This is a genomic window from Thalassospira sp. GO-4, assembly GCF_023588965.1.
Taxonomy (GTDB): domain Bacteria; phylum Pseudomonadota; class Alphaproteobacteria; order Rhodospirillales; family Thalassospiraceae; genus Thalassospira; species Thalassospira povalilytica.
On the sequence record NZ_CP097807.1, the window covers coordinates 1,373,864 to 1,392,941 of the forward strand.

The following is a 19,078-nucleotide window of genomic DNA, read 5'->3' on the forward strand; positions in this document are numbered from 1 at the left end:
TCCCCATCAAAAATTCAATTATCCGCACACGAACAGCATTCTTCATCGGACTTACCAGTTATAGCGCAGTGTTGCAGTAACCGTACGGCCCGGACCATACCAACATGCCCAGGCAGCCCGCGTACAGGAAGCCACATAGGTGTCATCAAGCAGGTTGTTGGCATTCAATTGCAATTCCATCCCGTCGAACCGGTGCGACAAGGCACCAAGATCATAGGACAGCATTGCATCAAACAAGGTATAGTCAGGAACTTCTACCGCATTCACAGAGTCCGTCGAGACACCGGTGTAACGAACACCACCCCCGACGGCAAGACCATCAAACGTTCCGCCATCGAAGCTGTATTTCGACCACAGGGTCGCCTGTTCTTCGGGCATGTTGGCGACCTTAAGACCGATATTCGCGGCCTTGGCATCGTCAGTGATTTTGGTGTTGTTGCGCGAATAGCTTGCCAGCACACTTAGTTGCGGGGTGACTTCCGCCTGGACTTCAAATTCGAAGCCGCGACCCCGAATTTCACCGATCTGACGTTTGGTACTGGAATCATCATAGGTCACGATGTTTTCCTGGGTCAGCTGGTAAACCGTTGCCGTGACCGAAATCCGTCCATCATCAGGAGCATATTTGATGCCGCCTTCATATTGTTCGGCCTCGACCGGATCAAATGCATTGCCGTCACTGTCCGTACCCGACGCCGGTTCAAACGATGTGCTGTAACTGACAAATGGCGAAATGCCATTGTCAAAGTTGTAAATGACACCGGCACGCCCCGTCAGGGCATGGTCGCGCTGTTCTTCGGTGGTGTTGGTTTTGCGTTTGGAAATCGCACTTTCAGCCCAGTCGTGACGTAATCCCAGAACAACATTCAAACGATCAATCTTGATCTGGTCTTGCAGGTAAAGACCGGTTTGCGAAGATTCTGTTTCCTGGTTGGTGCCGTCAGAAAGCGCCACATTGCCGATATAGCGCGTCAGATTACGCCAGTCCTCGTCACCAAGATTGTAGTTTCCGTAATATTCTTCATAGAGCTGATATTTGTAATCCAGACCACCGAGCACCTTGTGTTCAACGATGCCGGTGTCGAAATTGAATTCGGCCTGGTTATCGACAACATACTGATTAAGGTTGTCATCGGAATGGGTCGCAAGACGGTTGATCTGGGTGCCGCCGGCCTTGATCGAGTTCAGAATAACCTGATCAAGCGTGCTTTCGATGTCGTTATAGCGCGCATTCTGACGCAGGGTTACGACGTCATTAACCGCATGTTCAAGGCTGTAGCCAAATGAAAACTGGGTGCGTTCGTGTTTGTCGAAATCATATGCACCGGCCCAGAAATCACGCGGGAAATAGCCATAAGGCGTCGGATAAAGTGTCCCCTGCCCGGCAAGGAACGGCCGCAACCCGCCATCGGGATCGTTTTGATAGCTGGCATTGACCACAAGCATGGTGTCTTCGTTGGGTGTCCAGCTGACCGACGGTGCGATGGCGATGCGGTTCTGTTCCATTTCACCGCCGAATTCATCCTTGGTCAGGCCCTTGGCGACCACGCGGTAATCAATTCCCTTATCTGCCAAAAGCACGCCGCTGATGTCGCCACCAACCGAATAAAGGTTGTCCGTACCGACCGAAACTTCGACTTCACGCTTTGTCTCGCCCGTGGGACGTTTGGTCGTCAGATTGACGACACCGCCCGGGTTCGCCTGCCCGAACAGGACAGAAGACGGCCCGCGAAGAAGTTCAACACGTTCAAGCAAATATGGATCGATCTGCCCCAATGATGTCAGGCCATAATTCAAGCCATCGACATAGCGCGGCACATAGGAAAAGCCGCGTACAAACATTTCGTCATGCAGGTTCGACGTCCCGCGATATTCGGTCAACACACCCGGGGTATAGCGCATTGCTTCGGCAACGGACCCGGCAGCCTGATCTTCAATCTGGTCGGCTGTGACCACACTGATCGATTGTGGAATTTCCTTAAGCGCCGTGTTGGTTTTGGTTCCACTTATCGAGCGTTTGGCGACATATCCTTCGACCGGACCGGTCGCGCTTTCGATACGGGATTCAATAACCACCGGTGCTGTCTGCGTACCGTCACTGGCCCCGGTTGCCTGATCATAGATCGTGACACTACCATCTGCGCCGCGCTGATGGGCAAGGCCGGTACCCGCCAGCAACCGGGTCAGCGCATCATCAATCAGATACGTCCCGTTAAGGCCGCTTACGGTTTTGCCCGCAGTCAGCGCACTGGGGTAAACAATTTCAAGATTGGCCTGTCTGCCAAATGTCAGCAATGCGTTTTCCAGCGCCCCCCCGGGCACCGCAAACGTCACTTTTTCCGCGTCTTGTGTTTGCGCAGCTGCATAGCCAATTGGCGCCGCCACCATCAAGGCTGTCATCGAGACGCCTGTAATCATCAATGCCGCCAGCCCCGACCGCGCGGCAGTTCCCACCTTAGAACGATGCATTCTATTCCCCACTTCAGGATTGTTTCTGTTCAGAGCGCATCTCGTTTTGGATGCGCCTGCCCTGTAAGAGCGGGAAATCGACAACCTCCTGACGTGCGAATGAGAATATTTTTCAATTAATTTTCATCAATAATGGTCAGAAGGCCGGTTGCGCGGGTAATTTTGATCGGCAATCTGGCCTCAAGCGATCGCAGCGCCTTATCCGGATCATTCAGATCAAAGATGCCGCTTACCTTTTGTTCGCCAGCCCGCTGGCTGATCAAAACAATGCTGCCGACCTGATATTGGTCGAGTGTTTCAAGAACCTGCCGCAATGGCTGATTTGAAAAAACAAGTTTGCCGTCACGCCAGGCGGTCTCCCGGCCTGCATCAACCTTGTGAATTGCAAGGGTGCCCTGTGCCGTTACCTTGGCGGCCTCCCCGGCCTGAAGTGTCGCAATATCATTGCCATTGCGCACCTCGACGGTGCCTTCTTCGACCTGGACATCGGGTTGATGGGAATCCGGATCGGCGTGCACGCCATAACGCGTGCCAAGCGCACGCGCACTTAACCCGTCATCCTTAACGATAAATGGGCGACCGGTATCAGGTGTGACTTCAAAAAATGCTTCGCCGCGCAAAAGTTCGATTTCACGGGCATCATCCCGATAGGAAACCCTGATTGCCGTATCACTGTTAAGGGCCACAACCGATCCGTCAGACAGCGTGATCTGCGCAGTCTTGCCAGTCGGGGTATAATAATCTGCCTGTATCCGGTCGATTGCGCCAAGCTTCTGCGCACCGGTCAGGCCCAGCCCAAGCAACCCGACAATCACAATCGATACACGCCGGATCGTCCGTTTTCGGGCAATCTGCCGAAGCGTATCATCGCCCAGCGGCACATCGCGCAAATCGGACCACAATTGATCAAACTCTGCATAGGCAACCGGATGTCTGGAATCCCGTTCAAGCCATCCTTCGAACCGTTTTTGGTCATCTATGGTGGCATCGGCCGACTGCATGCGCGCAGCCCAGCGGGCGGCTTCCCTGATCATGCTTTCCGGAAGCTGCTGCAAGCCTGATTGGGCGCCCAACGTCATCGTGCGGCCCGCCCATCGACCAGGCCTGACAGCAATGCGGTATCCGGTTCTTCGACAGCCAGTTTCGCACGCACCGCACGACAGGTGATAAGCGCGCGCATGATGTGCTTTTCAACCATATTGCGGCTGATCCCCAGGCGTTGCGCAATGTCACCATTGGCAAGGCCATGCAAACGGCTGAAGATGAAAACTTCCTGACATCTTGCCGGCAGGCTTTCGATTGCCCGGGCCATGATCATCAGATATTCCCGTGCAGCGACAATGCGTTCCTGACAAGGCGCATCTTCGGCGAACTGGTCAAGTTCGTGCTCGGTTGTCATCATCTGCCGGTCTGCCTGAAGACGCGCACCATTCCGGCAAGCAACAGAATTGGCAATTTTGAAAAGATATGCCTGCGGATTTTCAATTCTGGTCTTGGGTGAAAGACCAAGCCAGCGGGCAAAGGTTTCCTGGGTTGCATCCAGCGCGTCATCCTGATTGCGCAGACGTCTTGTGAAGAAGCGCTTCAAGCGCCCCTCTTCCTGACGATGCAACTCTTCAAAAAGAACCTGCCTCATTGCTGCCCCGAACCGCACTACCCCAAAGGCTGTTTGGCTTCAGCCTTGCGCTTTCACACAGCAATATCGATATTGATAATGAATTGCAATATCAAAATGGAAATCATCCCGTCCCCGCACCTCGCGGCTTGATCATGGCATCGCTCAACCCCCGGAAAGCAGGCATGAAAAAAGGCGATGCCCAATGGTATCGCCTTGTCAGCCATCATTGATGTTGCGGCTTAACCGTACCGGATTACTCCGCCGCGATCGGTGCGACGTTCGCGGTTACGGCTGCTGCATCATCGCAATCACAATTGCCGCATGTTTTTGCCTGCAACAATTCGGCGCGCATATGACAGGCGCATTTGCCGCATTGTGGGGCACAGCCATGAAAACGGAAAACTTCTGCCGGACGCGAAGCACCGCCTTCTTCGGCGGCACGGCGGACGTCTTTTTCCCTTAGCGCGTTGCAGATGCAGACATACATAAGTGCGATTGCAATCAGTTATTAATTACGTGCACTCACATCTAAGGTAACTGCGAATAGTTTTCAAACACTTTCGCAAGTTTCAACGACAAAAAAATTCCCCGCAGGGTTTAATCTCTGCGGGGAATTTTCGAAAAACTGTTTATTTACAGTAAGATCAGGCAACGCTTACATGGCTGACCACGCGCGATACACCTTTGATCCGGCGCACGATCGAAAGCACCTTATTGAGCTCCTCATCGGTCTGCGCTTCGCCCATGATATAGACGACATTCTGCACGGCCTGCCAACGATAGTTGACGGAACTCACACCTTTTTCGGCCAATAACAATGCCTTAATCTGGCCTTCGATCCAGACGTCGGAAACGGACTGGGTGGCCGAATCCGCCGGCACGGCATTTTTGCCATACTGGTCTTCGGCGCGGTGATAGGCATCGATGGTTTCCTGATCGGCAATCACCAAATGATCATAAACCGTCTTGATGCGGTTATCCTGTTTGACCAGCGACATCACATCGTAATATTTGCCCTTTGAATCAACCATGCCGGTGACCATGACATTCTGTTTCCAGATGTCGATATTCACATCCATCAGATAGGTGTGATCCACTTTGGAAAACTCGCCAAGGATGCCTGACTTGATCTGGGTATCAAGCCACTGGTCGTTACCCGTGCGGTCTTCAAGCGGCATTTGAAGCGGTCCACAAGCAGCAAGCGGCGCTGCCAAAACTGCACAGACCGAAAGCGTCTTCATCACACTGCGCCAGCCTCGGTTAACCTTGATCATCAATGTTCTCCTTTTCATGCCTGCCCGGCATGGGTTCAAAAATATCGGGCGATCCGAATGTGTCGCGATCCGTCATCCATTCTGAACAAACGCGACAAATCCTGATCTGTTCCTGTTTTAAAAGCCTGCTGCATCAAATCTGGTTCACCTTGTCCGGCTTCAGTCGGCCGGTTGTCCAGTGGTTCACACCACCGGTCCGGCCTTGTCCCTGTTGGCCTTCGCTTGATTTCGAACAGGGGCCGATATCGTGCAAAGTGGATCAGAATTAACGCAACATGCTGTTGGCTCTTTCATCTATTGCAGTGAATTTTGACAAAAAAAAGCCCGCCGCAAATGCGCAGGGCCGCATAGTACATAAAATAAAATGAATGAAAGAAAAATGGACCGGAATTTTCATCCCGGTCCATGCAGCTGCCACCATCGCAGGTGGATCAGTTTTCATCCATCGACATCAGCGACGCATTGCCGCCGGCCGCCGTGGTATTGATGGTGATGGTCTTTTCCGTGGCAAAACGATGCAGGAAGGCTTCATCAGGAAGCGCACCGTCATCTTCGGCACCGCTATCGGAAATCAGCGACAGAATCGCGCCATCGCGCTTTGCCAGAAGCTGTTTGAAGGCCGTAACCCGATCCAGCGGCGCGACACAGGACACACCGGCAATCGCCCCGTCATACATCGCGCCAAGGCCGGTATTGGTACCAACCGACTTGACCAGCTTGTCGGGCAATCCGGCATCGATCACCAGAGCCGGAATTTCGCCAAGCCACTTCTGATCACCGGCCAGAATAACCGCGTTACCAGCGGCGAGTGCGGCACCAAGATGGCGGATCACACGGGCGGGTTCAGCGTCCTTGTCGACCTGTACCAGATAGACACCGCGACCAAGGCAATAAAGGTCGTTGGTTTCACCGGTCGGGCCGGGCATCCGTTTGGGAGCGACGAAACCGTTTTCGGAAACCGCTGCGAAATTGGCGATGTGATGCGCACCGGCGACAAGTTCGGCCTTGCCCGAAGCCGTCAGCTTTGCCGCAAGCTTCTCAAGAATGCGTACCCGTTCGTTGCCATCAACAGCCTGCCAGCTTTCCTGCGCACCCAGCATGGCGGCATATTCGTCAGACGGAATGACATCTTTGACGATAATCGGTGAACGGTCATCAAAACCGGCTTCCTGATCGGCATTCCCGGTGACGGCAATCGGCTTGGCAAAGCGTTCGACATAGTGCGGACCACCGGCCTTGGGCCCGGTTCCGGATTTGCCCTGCCCGCCGAACGGCTGAACACCGACAACCGCACCGATCATGTTGCGGTTCACATAGCAGTTGCCAACCCGCAATTTCTGCGAAATCTGACGCACGGTGCCGTCAATACGGGAATGAATACCCATGGTCAGGCCATAACCCGATGCATTGATCTGATCGAGAACCTTGTCAAGATCACGCGCCTTGTATCGGATCACATGCACGACCGGACCAAAGACTTCGCGTTCAAGAACATCAAGCGACGGAATTTCAAAGCAATGCGGGGCAAAGAACGTGCCCTCCTTGCATTCCGGCAGAACATCACAGGCATGAAGCAACTTGGCTTCCTTTTTCATGCGTTCGGCATGCGCATCAAGGGTCTTGCGCGATTTTTCGTCAATCACCGGACCGACATCGATATCAAGGAATTTCGGATCGCCGACCCGCAATTCCTTCATCGCGCCAACCAGCATGTGGCACAGCTTGTCTGCGATATCTTCCTGAACAAACAGGACACGCAGGGCCGAGCAACGCTGCCCTGCCGACTGGAAACCGGAAATGATCGCGTCCTGCACCACCTGTTCGGGCAGGGCGGTCGAGTCAACGATCATGGCATTCTGACCACCGGTTTCTGCAATCAGCGGCAATGGAACACCCGGACGTTTGGCAAGCGCCTGGTTGATCACCTGTGCGGTTTCGGTCGACCCAGTAAAGGCCACACCGGCGACCCGCGGATCATTGATCAGCTGGTTACCAATAACGCGTCCCGGCCCGGGAAGCAGATTGAACGCAGCACCGGGAATTCCGGCCTCAAGGATCAACTCGGCGGCACGGGCCGCAACCAGTGATGTCTGTTCGGCCGGCTTGGCAATAACCGCATTCCCCGCGGCAAGGGCCGCAGTCACCTGCCCAAGGAAGATCGCAAGCGGGAAGTTCCACGGGCTGATACAGACGAATACGCCGCGTCCTTCAAGAACCGTTCCCTCGCGGAAGGTTTCCTCGGCCCGGTTTGCGTAATAGCGGCAGAAATCAACCGCTTCGCGCACTTCGGCAACGCCATCGGAATAAAGCTTGCCTGCTTCTCGCTGACACAGGGCGATGAACTCGCCCATATTGTCTTCAAGCAGATCCCCCAGACGACGCAGCGCATTCGCCCGCTCAGATGCCGGTGTCTTGTTCCAGATTTCATAGCCCTTGACCGCCACCGCAACAGCGGCATCAACATCGGCTTCGGTGGCCTGAACAAGATCACCGACCTTTTCGCCAAGTTTTGCCGGATTGACGACATCAATCGGCGTTCCCGCGACCAGCTTGCCATCAATCAACGGCGCAGCCGACCAGGTCTTGCGCTGGAATTCTGCAAGCTTGGCATTGAGCGGAAGCAGCTTGTTGGTATCGGTCAGATCAATACCGCGCGAATTGACGCGGCCCGCCCCATAAAGATCAACCGGTGCCGGGATCTTCGGATGGGTTTTGCGCGGAAGTGCCGCCATCTTTTCGATCGGATCGGCGATCATTTCCTCGATCGGAAGCTGCTCGTCCTGGATACGGTTGACGAAGCTTGTATTTGCACCGTTTTCAAGCAGACGACGCACCAGATAGGCCAGAAGGTCTTCGTGTGTACCAACCGGGGCATAAACGCGGCACGGGACGTTTTCGCCGTCCTTGTCGACGATCTGCTCATAAAGGGCTTCGCCCATGCCATGCAGGCGCTGGAATTCAAAGGTGCGGTCATTGCCCGCCATTTCCAGGATCGAGGCAACGGTATGGGCATTGTGGCTTGCGAACTGGCAATAGAATGCATCACGACGCGACAGCATCAGCTTTGCACAGGCCAGATAGGAAACGTCGGTTGATGCCTTGCGCGTGAAGCACGGATAGCCTTCAAACCCGTTTTCCTGACTGAATTTGACTTCGGTATCCCAATAGGCGCCCTTCACCAGGCGCACCATCATTTTGCGGCCCACCTTGACCGACAGATCAGCAAGCCATTCCAGAACGTAATAGGCCCGTTTCTGATAGGCCTGCACGGCAAGACCATATCCTTCCCAGCCATCAAGTTCCGGATCGGCAAACACCGCCCCGATCACATCAAGTGACAGGTCAAGACGGTTGGCTTCTTCGGCATCGACGGTAAAGCCGATGTCATATTTCTTGGCCAGCAACGCCAGTTGTTTCAGACGCGGCGTCAATTCATTCATGACGCGGTCATAATTGGCAAAATCATAGCGCGGGTGGATCGCCGAAAGCTTTACCGAAATTCCCGGGCTGTCGATCGGGCCGCGCCCATTGGCAACCCGACCGATATCATTGATCGCGTCTTCATATGCCTTGTAATAGCGATCGGCGTCTTCCATGGTGCGGGCCGCTTCACCCAGCATGTCATAGGAATAGCGATAGCCCTTTTCCTCGTTCGCCTTGGCACGTTCGGCGGCCTCATCAATGGTGCGGCCCATCACGAACTGGCGGCCCATGATGCGCATGGCCTGATTGAAGGCCTTGCGTATGACCGGCTCGCCCGATCGTGCGATCATGCGCTTAAGCAACCGGCCCGGATCGGCCTTTTCCGCCTTGCCGAACTTGATGACCTTCCCGGTCAGCATCAGCCCCCAGGTCGACGCATTGACAAAGAAACTGTCGGAATGGCCCAGATGGCTTTGCCAATCCGCATCAAACAGTTTGTCCTGAATAAGTTTATCGGCGGTAACGGCATCTGGCACGCGCAGCAATGCTTCGGCCAGACACATCAGAATGACGCCTTCCTTGCTCGACAATTCATATTCATGGAGCAACGCATCAATGCCGCTTTTGCCATTGTCGGCCTTGCGAACATTGGCAACCAGCTGATAGGCGCGTGACTGAACGCGCGCGGTCTGTTCGGGGGACAGGCGCGCCTTTTCGATCAGACGTTCGACGGCGGCTTCTTCGTCCGCGCGATACGCATCACGGATCTGCTGGCGGATATCGTTGGGTTGGGGCAATTCAGCGCGGAACATGTCGTTCGACCTCTCCCTGGTATTATTGACTTTGACGGGTCGCAAAACAGCACAAAGCACTGCTTTTTGAGCCTGATGGCACCTCTATGGCCTCAGACATTAGTATTTCACCCTAAAAATGTGCTGCCATTTTTCCGTAAAATACGATATATCATCCAAACAATTCGCCTTTGTGTAGTCACAAACACTGGTAAGACATTCGATATGCAGAAGAACCAAAAGAGTCTCGACAAGATCGACAAGCAGATCCTGCGTGAACTTCAAAATGACGGACGCATGTCCAATGTCGAGCTGTCCCGTCGCGTCAATCTTAGCCCGACGCCGTGCCTTGAACGCGTGCGCCGCCTTGAACAGCACGGGTTTATCACCGGCTATATGGCAACGCTTGACCCGCGCAAGCTGAACCAGTCGCTGGTTGTGTTCGTCGAAATCACCCTGGACCGTACAACCCCGGATGTTTTTGATGTCTTTGCCGCAGCCATCCGCAAGCTGCCGGAAATCGAGGAATGCCACATGGTGGCGGGCGGATTTGATTATCTTGCCAAACTTCGGGTTGAAGACATGTATGCCTATCGCGAGTTCCTTGAACGGCTGTCCTCGGTTCAGGGCGTCAGCCAGACTCATACATATGTCGTGATGGAAGAAGTAAAAGTCCGCCCGGGCATCACGATCCCCTGATCTGCTGTTTTTTGGTTGTTTTGCAATAGCTTAATGCCGCACTATCGAATAAAGACAAACAGGATGAAAACCTGTTTGGGTTGGTTATTGCCCAAAACAAAGCAAACAGATCAGGTGCAGGAATATGTCCGAAGTCAGCTTCTATTTCGATTTCTCCTCACCCTATGGTTACCTCGCTGCCGAGCGGATGGAAGAATTCGAATCGCGGGTTGGCGTTACGGTCATCTGGCGTCCCTTCATGATCGGTGCTGCGTTTAAGCAAACCGGGCAAAGTCCGCTTCTGAGCCAACCGATTCGTGGCAAATATTTCCGCCATGACATGGAACGCTGTGCACGCCTGCAAGGCACACCGTTCAACATTCCGCAAAACTTCCCCTATTCTGCGCTGGTACCGACGCGTGCATTTTACTGGCTTGAATCACGCTCACCATCACTGGCGCGCCGCTTTGCCAAGGATATCTATCGCGGCTATTTCGCCGACGGGCTTGATATGGCCAATCCGGAAAATGTCTTTGCCGCTGCCACCCGCCATTCAATCAATCCCGGTGAAATGCGCCAGGCCGTCGAATCGCCGCGCTGGAAACAGCGCACCCGCGAAATAACCGACGAAGCCATCGCCATGGGGGCGTTCGGATCCCCGTTCTTCTTCTATGAGGACGAGCCGTTTTTCGGGAACGATCGCCTCGATCAGCTTGAACAGTGGATTTCACTGCGCCGAAGCACGAGCGACAGTTAATCCAGCCCACCCGAATTTCCCGATTTAAAATTGGCCCCGTCACCACTGGATTTTGCAAAATCCGGGGCAACATTGATATGGCGGACCAAACTTCATCATTGCAGCGCAATGTAATAACAAACCAAAAACCCGCAGAAAACTGCGGATAACCGGTGTACGCATTGTATATATACAATTCCGGTACTAAAATACCGATTTAATATTGACGCTTACGTAAACTTACCCCATAACAACCTCATGAACGCCAACCCATCGGGCGACGGATTGCCCATAACAAACGGTGCAGACGGACAATGACGGTACTGAAATCTGCGGTGAATTCCCGCTCGGAAGAATTCCGCAACAATGCCGAACACATGGAAAAACTGGTGGCCGACCTGCGTGAACAGATCGCCGCAGTCAAACTTGGCGGCGGGGAACGCGCGCGCGAACGTCATACCAGCCGCGGAAAGCTTTTGCCGCGTGAACGTATTCGCCAGCTTCTTGATATCGGATCGCCATTTCTTGAACTTTCCCAACTTGCCGCACATGGCATGTATGGGGACGAAGATGTCCCGGCCGCCGGCATCATTACCGGCATTGGCCGGGTGTCGGGTGTTGAATGCGTCATTGTCGCCAACGATGCGACCGTCAAGGGTGGCTCCTATTACCCGATGACCGTCAAAAAGCACCTTCGCGCCCAGGAAATTGCACTCGAAAACAATCTGCCCTGCATCTATCTGGTCGATAGCGGCGGTGCCAACCTGCCCCGTCAGGATGATGTATTCCCGGATCGCGACCATTTCGGGCGCATCTTCTTTAATCAGGCCACCATGTCGTCCAAGGGCATCCCGCAGATCGCCGTGGTCATGGGGTCCTGTACGGCGGGTGGTGCCTATGTCCCCGCCATGTCCGATGAAAGCATCATCGTTCGCAAACAGGGCACGATTTTCCTCGGTGGTCCGCCGCTGGTGAAGGCCGCGACCGGCGAAGTCGTTTCGGCCGAGGACCTTGGCGGTGCAGACGTTCATTGCAAAACATCGGGTGTTACCGACCATTACGCACAGGACGACAATCACGCACTGTCGATTGCGCGCGACATTGTCAAAAACCTGAACTGGACAAAAAACCCCGGCCTGACCTTGACCGAGCCACGCGCGCCGGCCTACGACCCGCGCGAGATTTATGGCGTGGTGCCGACCGACACCAAGAAACCCTATGACGTGCGCGAAATCATCGCGCGCATCGTCGACGGTTCGGAATTCGATGAATTCAAGGCCCAGTACGGCACGACCCTTGTTACCGGCTTTGCCCGTATCTTTGGCTATCCGGTCGGGATCATTGCCAATAACGGCATCCTGTTTTCCGAAAGCGCCCTTAAAGGGGCGCATTTCATCGAACTGTGCGCTCAGCGCGGCATTCCGCTGGTGTTCCTGCAAAACATCACCGGCTTTATGATCGGCCGCAAATATGAAAGCGGCGGCATTGCCAAGGATGGGGCAAAGCTTGTGACCGCCGTTGCCACCGCTAATGTGCCGAAATTCACCGTCCTGATCGGTGGATCGTTCGGGGCTGGCAACTATGGCATGTGCGGGCGCGCCTATAGCCCGCGCTTCCTGTGGATGTGGCCAAATGCCCGCATCTCGGTGATGGGTGGCGAACAGGCAGCAAATGTTCTGACCCAAATTCGTGCCGATGCAGCCGAAAAGCGCGGTGAAACATGGCCCGAAGCAGAACAGGAAGCCTTCAAGGCCCCGATCCGCGACCAATACGAAGAACAGGGCCACCCCTATTACGCGTCGGCGCGTCTGTGGGATGATGGCGTGATTGATCCGGCTGACACCCGCATGGTTCTTGGCCTTGGCCTGTCGGCAGCCCTTAACAAACCGGTCGAAGAAACCCGGTTTGGCGTCTTCAGAATGTGAGGCCGTCATGACCAATGTCAACAGCAATAACATGACTGATGCCGCCATCTGCGAAATTGCGCCAAACGGTGTCGCAACCATCACGTTGAACCGCCCGGACATTCACAATGCGTTTGATGATGTTCTGATCGCGGATCTGACCGGCAAGATCGAAACCCTTGATGCCGATCCACTTGTCCGCGTCATCATTCTGACCGGGGCTGGCAAAAGCTTTTCGGCCGGTGCGGACCTGAACTGGATGAAGCGCATGGCGGGATATAGCCACGGCGAAAACCTTGCCGATTCACGGGCACTTGCCAAACTGATGAAGGTTTTGAACTTTGCGTCAAAACCAACCATCGCGCTGGTCAACGGGGCTGCCTTTGGCGGCGGGGTCGGCCTGGCCGCGTGCTGTGACATCGTGATTGCATCTGATCGGGCAAGTTTCTGCCTGTCCGAGGTCAAGCTTGGCCTGATCCCGGCGGTGATTTCACCCTATGTGGTCGAGGCCATCGGGGTTAATCAGGCCCGCCGTTATTTCCTGAGCGCCGAACGGTTCAACGCCGAAACCGCCAAACAGATCGGACTGGTGCATGAAATCGTCGCGGGTGATGAACTGGCTGCGCGCGGCGATGAAATGGCAAATATTCTGCTGGCCAATGGCCCGGCTGCCATGCATGCCGCCAAGGACCTGATCTATGCGGTTGCCAACAAGCCGATTTCGGACGCCGTCATTGACGATACCGCGCACCGCATCGCCGATCAGCGTGCCTGCGATGAAGGCCGCGAAGGTGTTGGTGCCTTTCTGGAAAAACGTCCCGCGAACTGGAGCAAGAAATAATGCCGCGTAAATTACTGATCGCCAACCGCGGTGAAATTGCCTGCCGCGTGATCAAGACCGCCCGTCGCATGGGTATTGCAACCGTTGCCGTTTATTCCGATGCGGACGCCAATGCGCTGCATGTCAAACATGCTGACGAGGCCTATCACATTGGCGCCCCCGCCCCAAAGGACAGCTATCTGCGCACCGACCGTCTGCTTGAAGTCATTGCACAATCAGGTGCCGATGCGGTTCATCCGGGCTATGGGTTCCTGTCGGAAAATGCCGGTTTTGCCGACGCGCTTGAAAAAGCCGGTTGCGTCTTTGTCGGACCACCGGCAAGTGCCATCCGTGCAATGGGCTCCAAATCCGAAGCCAAGAAAATCATGGACAAGGCGGGTGTGCCGCTTGTCCCCGGCTATCACGGTGAAGATCAGGACCCCGACCTTTTGGCTGCCGAGGCCGATAAAATCGGTTATCCGGTTCTGATCAAGGCATCGGCCGGTGGTGGCGGCAAGGGCATGCGCGCCGTTGAAAAGGCATCCGACTTCAAGGACGCCCTGATCAGCTGCAAACGCGAAGCCGCAAGCAGCTTTGGCGATGACCATTGCCTGATTGAAAAGCTGATTGTCAAACCGCGCCACGTCGAAATTCAGGTCTTTGCCGACAGCCACGGCAACGCGGTTTACCTGTTTGAACGTGACTGTTCGCTTCAGCGTCGCCACCAGAAAGTGATAGAAGAAGCCCCTGCCCCGGGCATGAGCCAGGAACTCCGCGCCCAGATGGGTCAGGCCGCCGTTGATGCCGCCAAGGCCATCGGTTATCAGGGGGCCGGTACGGTTGAATTCCTTCTTGATGCATCGGGCAGTTTCTATTTCATGGAAATGAACACCCGCCTTCAGGTCGAACATCCGGTGACCGAAAAAATCACCGGCGAGGATCTGGTGGAATGGCAGCTTCGCGTTGCTGATGGTGAAAAATTGCCCAAGGCGCAGGAAGAACTGTCGATCAACGGCCATTCGTTCGAAGTTCGCATCTATGCCGAAGACCCGCAGAACGATTTCCTTCCGGCCACCGGCAAGCTTGTGCATATGCGCATGCCGCGTGAAACCGACCATGTCCGCTTCGATACCGGCGTGTATGAAGGTGGTGAAGTTTCGATCCATTATGACCCGATGATCGCCAAGCTGATCACCTGGGATGTCGATCGCAAATCGGCGCTGCGCCGTATGGCATCGGCCCTTGATGATGTTCAGATCGTCGGGGTCACTACCAATACCGGTTTCCTTGGCAATATTGCCCGTCATCCGGCCTTTGAACGCGGCGAAGTCGAAACCGGCTTTATCCCGCATTATCAGGATGACCTGATCCCGGCACCGGCAACACCCGATAACGAGGCCCTGGCATTTGCCGCCCTTGATATCCTGCTGACCCGCGATGCCGAGGCCGCAGCACATGCCGCCCAAAGCAACGATCCCTATTCGCCCTGGAACAGCACGGCCGGTTTCCGTCTGAATGACGATAACCACCATGACCTGATCCTGCGTCACGAAGGATCGGACATCGCGGTCAAAGTCCATTACCGCTACAGCGGCTATGTCATCGATATGCCCGATGGTAGCGCTATCATCGCGTCTGCCGATTATGATGAAAACGGCGCGATTGTTGCCAAACTTGATAATGTCCGCAAACGGGCCACGGTCCTGCGCGATGGCAATCGTATGACAATATTCCGCACCGGTCGCGTTGATCGTCTTGATATCTTTGATCCGCTGGCAGCAGCCGGTGGCAACGAAGGTGCCGGTGGCGGTCTGACCGCCCCGATGCCCGGTAAAATCATCGCCGTGATGGCAGAACCCGGCCAGACCGTAACCGCCGGGGACAAGCTTGTCGTCATGGAAGCGATGAAAATGGAACACACCATTTCCGCCCCCGTTTCGGGCACGGTCAAGGAAGTGTTCTTTGCCGTCGGCGATCAGGTTGATGATGGTGCCGAACTGATCGCGATTGAGGAGGCCCAGTAATGGCCGCGATTTCCGATCTGCCAAACCATGTGAAAATCGTTGAAGTCGGTCCGCGCGACGGGCTTCAGAACGAAAAGACCATGGTTGCGACCGCCACCAAGGTTGAACTGATCAACCGGCTGAATGATGCCGGACTATCGGTGATCGAGGCCACCGCCTTTGTCAGCCCGAAATGGGTGCCGCAAATGGCCGATGCCTCCGAGGTCATGGCACAGATCACCCGCAAGCATGGCGTGACCTATCCGGTGCTGGCCCCGAACCTTAAGGGGCTGGAAGCCGCCATCGCCAGCGGCGCGACCGAGGTTGCGGTATTTGGCGCGGCATCGGAAAGTTTCTCGCAAAAGAATATCAATTGTTCGATTGCCGAAAGCCTCGATCGTTTTCGCCCGGTAACGGATGCCGCCCGCGCGGCCGGCCTTGCTGTCCGCGGCTATGTGTCCTGCGTTTTGGGTTGCCCGTATGAAGGCGATATCGCCCCTGCAAAAGTCGCCGAGGTTTCCAAGGCCCTTTATGACATGGGGTGCTATGAAATCAGTCTGGGCGACACTATTGGAACGGGCACCCCGACCAAGGCACAGGCGATGATTGATGCAGTCGCCAAACATGTCCCGGTCGAAAAACTGGCCGCGCACTTCCATGACACCTATGGTCAGGCACTGGCAAACTTGCTGGCGGTTCTTCAGATGGGAGTTGCCACCATCGACAGTTCGGTGGCCGGTCTTGGCGGCTGCCCCTATGCCAAAGGCGCCAGTGGCAATGTCGCGACCGAAGACGTTGTCTATATGCTGAACGGCCTTTGCATTGAGACCGGTATCGATCTTGAAAAGCTTGCCGAGACAGGAAGCTGGATTTGTGATCAGATAGGAAGATCAAGTGCTTCGAAGGTCAATCTGGCCTTTGCGGCAAAGCGGCAAACTTCCGGGGAATAATGAATGGGCCCGTCAAATTACAGCTTCCGACGGGCCACCCCAAATGATCTGCCAATGATTGGACGCTGGTTGCATGTCCCCGAAGTTATCCGCTGGTGGGGCGATCCGGTTGAACAGATTGAACTGATCACCGAAGATGTCGAACTGGCCGAAATGGCGACATTGATTGTGTCATACCGCAATCGGCCCTTTGCCTTTGCCCAGCATTACGATGCCCATCAATGGCCACAGGCGCATTTTGATCCCCTGCCCGCCCAGACACGCTGTCTTGATGCGTTTATCGGGGTGCCTGACATGATGGGATGCGGGCATGGCCAGATGTTTTTGAAAACGCTGGCCCGCATGCTGTTTGAACGCGGTGCGCCAATGATCGGCATTGACCCGGACCCCGAAAACGAACGCGCCATCCGGTGTTATGAAGCCATCGGTTTCAAGGCCGGGCGGGAATATGAAACGGCGAAGGGCCCCTGTCTTTTGATGACCCTTACGCCGTCTGATCTTGCCTAGGCTGCCCGTACAGAATTCAGGAACTGCTCGACCTTGCTGCGCAGGTTTTCAGACTCCTTGGACAATTCTGCTGCGGCACTGAGAACCTGCTCGGCCGCGGTACCGGTTGAATCGGCTGCTTCATTCACGCTGACAATATTGGTGGTGACTTCGGATGTCCCAACCGATGCCTCCTGCACATTTCGGGTGATCTCAAGGGTCGCAGCCCCCTGTTGTTCGACGGCACTTGCAATTGCTGCCGAGATTTCGCTGATCTCGGCAATCGTCGTCGAGATCGAGGCAATCGCATTCACCGCACCATTGGTTTCATTCTGAATGCCGGTGATCTGGGCTGTGATATCCTCGGTCGCCCGCGATGTTGCGGTCGCAAGGTTTTTGACCTCTGCGGCGACAACGGCAAAACCTTTGCCCGCATCGCCGGCACGGGCGGCCTCGATCGTGGCGTTCAGGGCCAGAAGATTGGTCTGTTCCGCGATGTCGCTGATCAGGCCGACAACATCGCCGATCTTCTGGGCGGCTTCGGCAAGACCGCGCACCTGTGCGTTGGTTTTTTCCGCATCCTCGACCGCGCGATGGGCTACTGCCGTGGACTGATTGACCTGCTGATTGATTTCAGCAATCGACGCGCTGAGTTCTTCGGTGGCACTGGCCACGGTCTGAACATTGGTTGATGCCTGTTCGGCAGCCGCGGCAACAATGCCCGACTGGCGACTGGTTTCCTCGGCCGTGCTGCTCATGCCGGTTGCGGTTGCCTGCATTTCGGTTGCGGCTGACGCCAGGGTTTTCAGAACCACCGAGATATCCGCATCAAAGCCGGTTGTCAGTTCACTGATTTTCCGGGCACGCTGTTCGCGGACCTTGACGGCCTCGGCCTCCTGGGCGGCCAGTTCATCAGCCCGGATCATGTTCTGTTTAAAGACCAGAACCGCCTTGGACATATTGCCGATTTCGTCGCGGCGATCCTGACCGGGAATTTCAACCTGCTTGTTGCCACCGGCAAGATCATTCATCGCATCGGTGATCTTGCGGATCGGAGCCGAGATGCCCGCACCGATGAACCATGCCGCTGCAATCCCGAGTATGATGGCAAATCCCGAAAGGACTTCGCTGATGATGACCGACTGTTCGGCCGCCGCCGTTGCACGCGGTCCGATTTCATCCTGTTCGGCTTTGACATCAAGTTTCAGTTCTTCAAGTTCCTTGGCGACAATCGGACCAATACGGTCAAGGGTATTGGTCACGATATCTGCGCGCGCCGGATCGCCAGCCGGCAATGCCACCAGCCTGTCAAACGCTTCGGAATAGATTTTAAGGTTCTCGCCCGCCAGACGCGCATCTTCCTTGCGGTCATCTTCTGTCAAAAGCGCCGCCAGCTCATCATTGAGTGCAGAAGTCGCGGCAAGGCGGTCCTTGACCCGCTGGGCGGACTGGGCATTTCCGGTCAGCAGGTAATCTTTTACAGCAACCCGTGCTTCGAGAAGGTTGGCCTGCACACGGCCGGCCTGGTTGGATTGCAATGCGACCTGTCGATAGCGCACAAAATCATCCCCCACACTGCCAATCGACAGCACCCCGATCATGGAGACGCCCGCCAAAAGGACAAGGATGGCCCCAAAGCCACCAAACACCTTTGCCGATATTTTCAGATTGTTAAATGCCGCGATCATGAAGCGCTCCTATCGCCAAGTCGCCCGACATAGACTGGGCTTATTTAAATATAAGAAAAGCAAAGGCTTGCGTCGGATTTTGTGTGAACAATGTCACATATTACAGGTTGTATCCGCATGGCAAGCTGCAATCGACCAAATGATCCGGCCACCTAACCACCAGACATAAAAGAACAAAAAGAAAGGGCACCCGATCGGGTGCCCTTGCGCCAGAGCCACACGGCCCTGTCTGTTCGGT

Annotated in this window: 14 protein-coding genes; 7 read left to right on the top strand and 7 right to left on the bottom strand. The window is 55.1% G+C overall.

Annotation, left to right across the window (positions count from 1 at the left end; all coding sequences use genetic code 11):
- Positions 1–51 precede the first annotated feature (51 nt).
- The 6 genes from M9H61_RS06555 to putA all read right to left on the bottom strand — a co-directional run bounded on the left by M9H61_RS06555 (position 52) and on the right by putA (position 9,596).
- Positions 52–2,469, bottom strand: a complete 2,418-nt coding sequence (locus tag M9H61_RS06555) for a TonB-dependent siderophore receptor (RefSeq protein WP_250284043.1) — start codon at positions 2,467–2,469, stop codon at positions 52–54.
- 116 nt (positions 2,470–2,585) lie between these two features.
- On the bottom strand, positions 2,586–3,548 hold the full coding sequence (locus M9H61_RS06560; RefSeq protein WP_250284046.1) for a FecR domain-containing protein: 963 nt from the start codon (positions 3,546–3,548) through the stop codon (positions 2,586–2,588).
- Positions 3,545–4,105: an RNA polymerase sigma factor gene (locus tag M9H61_RS06565; protein ID WP_250284047.1), complete on the bottom strand. Its 561-nt coding sequence runs from the start codon at positions 4,103–4,105 to the stop codon at positions 3,545–3,547. Before M9H61_RS06565 ends, M9H61_RS06560 begins: the two co-directional genes overlap by 4 nt.
- Before the next feature lie 235 nt (positions 4,106–4,340).
- Entirely contained in the window at positions 4,341–4,574 is a 234-nt protein-coding gene (locus M9H61_RS06570) for a bacterioferritin-associated ferredoxin (protein ID WP_068518577.1), read from the bottom strand.
- A 157-nt stretch (positions 4,575–4,731) separates the two neighbouring features.
- The gene (locus M9H61_RS06575) at positions 4,732–5,361 is read right to left on the bottom strand and encodes a BON domain-containing protein (RefSeq protein WP_068518578.1); all 630 of its coding nucleotides are present in this window, start codon (positions 5,359–5,361) and stop codon (positions 4,732–4,734) included.
- A 431-nt stretch (positions 5,362–5,792) separates the two neighbouring features.
- Entirely contained in the window at positions 5,793–9,596 is a 3,804-nt protein-coding gene (putA, locus tag M9H61_RS06580) for a bifunctional proline dehydrogenase/L-glutamate gamma-semialdehyde dehydrogenase PutA (protein WP_250284049.1), read from the bottom strand.
- 204 nt (positions 9,597–9,800) lie between these two features.
- Here putA and M9H61_RS06585 point away from each other — a divergent pair, with 204 nt between their 5' ends.
- From M9H61_RS06585 to M9H61_RS06615, 7 genes are all read left to right on the top strand, one after another.
- Positions 9,801–10,274: an Lrp/AsnC ligand binding domain-containing protein gene (locus M9H61_RS06585; protein ID WP_068518581.1), complete on the top strand. Its 474-nt coding sequence runs from the start codon at positions 9,801–9,803 to the stop codon at positions 10,272–10,274.
- Between the two features lie 124 nt (positions 10,275–10,398).
- Positions 10,399–11,010 (top strand): 2-hydroxychromene-2-carboxylate isomerase, encoded by a 612-nt coding sequence (locus M9H61_RS06590; protein WP_068518582.1) that lies wholly within the window; start codon positions 10,399–10,401, stop codon positions 11,008–11,010.
- A 293-nt stretch (positions 11,011–11,303) separates the two neighbouring features.
- Entirely contained in the window at positions 11,304–12,914 is a 1,611-nt protein-coding gene (locus M9H61_RS06595; protein ID WP_206928440.1) for a carboxyl transferase domain-containing protein, read from the top strand.
- Positions 12,915–12,921: 7 nt separating this feature from the next.
- Positions 12,922–13,734 carry an enoyl-CoA hydratase/isomerase family protein gene (locus M9H61_RS06600; RefSeq protein ID WP_250284052.1) on the top strand — a complete coding sequence of 271 codons (813 nt, stop codon included), beginning with the start codon at positions 12,922–12,924 and terminating at the stop codon, positions 13,732–13,734.
- On the top strand, positions 13,734–15,737 hold the full coding sequence (locus tag M9H61_RS06605) for an acetyl/propionyl/methylcrotonyl-CoA carboxylase subunit alpha (protein WP_250284054.1): 2,004 nt from the start codon (positions 13,734–13,736) through the stop codon (positions 15,735–15,737). Before M9H61_RS06600 ends, M9H61_RS06605 begins: the two co-directional genes overlap by 1 nt.
- The gene (locus M9H61_RS06610) at positions 15,737–16,666 is read left to right on the top strand and encodes a hydroxymethylglutaryl-CoA lyase (RefSeq protein WP_250284056.1); all 930 of its coding nucleotides are present in this window, start codon (positions 15,737–15,739) and stop codon (positions 16,664–16,666) included. The genes M9H61_RS06605 and M9H61_RS06610 overlap by 1 nt, the downstream gene beginning before the upstream one ends.
- Before the next feature lie 54 nt (positions 16,667–16,720).
- On the top strand, positions 16,721–17,173 hold the full coding sequence (locus M9H61_RS06615) for a GNAT family N-acetyltransferase (protein WP_250284058.1): 453 nt from the start codon (positions 16,721–16,723) through the stop codon (positions 17,171–17,173).
- On the opposite strand, the gene M9H61_RS06620 is transcribed toward M9H61_RS06615, so the two are convergent.
- On the bottom strand, positions 17,170–18,840 hold the full coding sequence (locus tag M9H61_RS06620; RefSeq protein ID WP_250284060.1) for a methyl-accepting chemotaxis protein: 1,671 nt from the start codon (positions 18,838–18,840) through the stop codon (positions 17,170–17,172). The two genes, M9H61_RS06615 and M9H61_RS06620, sit on opposite strands and share 4 nt — an antisense overlap.
- Between the last annotated feature and the right edge of the window lie 238 nt (positions 18,841–19,078).

Bases quoted from the DNA above. Each gene is read 5' to 3' on its own strand.
- M9H61_RS06555 (WP_250284043.1), bottom strand. From the start codon at position 2,469: ATGCATCGTTCTAAGGTGGGAACTGCCGCGCGGTCGGGGCTGGCGGCA.
- M9H61_RS06560 (WP_250284046.1), bottom strand. From the start codon at position 3,548: ATGACGTTGGGCGCCCAATCAGGCTTGCAGCAGCTTCCGGAAAGCATG.
- M9H61_RS06565 (WP_250284047.1), bottom strand. From the start codon at position 4,105: ATGAGGCAGGTTCTTTTTGAAGAGTTGCATCGTCAGGAAGAGGGGCGC.
- M9H61_RS06570 (WP_068518577.1), bottom strand. From the start codon at position 4,574: ATGTATGTCTGCATCTGCAACGCGCTAAGGGAAAAAGACGTCCGCCGT.
- M9H61_RS06575 (WP_068518578.1), bottom strand. From the start codon at position 5,361: ATGATCAAGGTTAACCGAGGCTGGCGCAGTGTGATGAAGACGCTTTCG.
- putA (WP_250284049.1), bottom strand. From the start codon at position 9,596: ATGTTCCGCGCTGAATTGCCCCAACCCAACGATATCCGCCAGCAGATC.
- M9H61_RS06585 (WP_068518581.1), top strand. From the start codon at position 9,801: ATGCAGAAGAACCAAAAGAGTCTCGACAAGATCGACAAGCAGATCCTG.
- M9H61_RS06590 (WP_068518582.1), top strand. From the start codon at position 10,399: ATGTCCGAAGTCAGCTTCTATTTCGATTTCTCCTCACCCTATGGTTAC.
- M9H61_RS06595 (WP_206928440.1), top strand. From the start codon at position 11,304: ATGACGGTACTGAAATCTGCGGTGAATTCCCGCTCGGAAGAATTCCGC.
- M9H61_RS06600 (WP_250284052.1), top strand. From the start codon at position 12,922: ATGACCAATGTCAACAGCAATAACATGACTGATGCCGCCATCTGCGAA.
- M9H61_RS06605 (WP_250284054.1), top strand. From the start codon at position 13,734: ATGCCGCGTAAATTACTGATCGCCAACCGCGGTGAAATTGCCTGCCGC.
- M9H61_RS06610 (WP_250284056.1), top strand. From the start codon at position 15,737: ATGGCCGCGATTTCCGATCTGCCAAACCATGTGAAAATCGTTGAAGTC.
- M9H61_RS06615 (WP_250284058.1), top strand. From the start codon at position 16,721: ATGATTGGACGCTGGTTGCATGTCCCCGAAGTTATCCGCTGGTGGGGC.
- M9H61_RS06620 (WP_250284060.1), bottom strand. From the start codon at position 18,840: ATGATCGCGGCATTTAACAATCTGAAAATATCGGCAAAGGTGTTTGGT.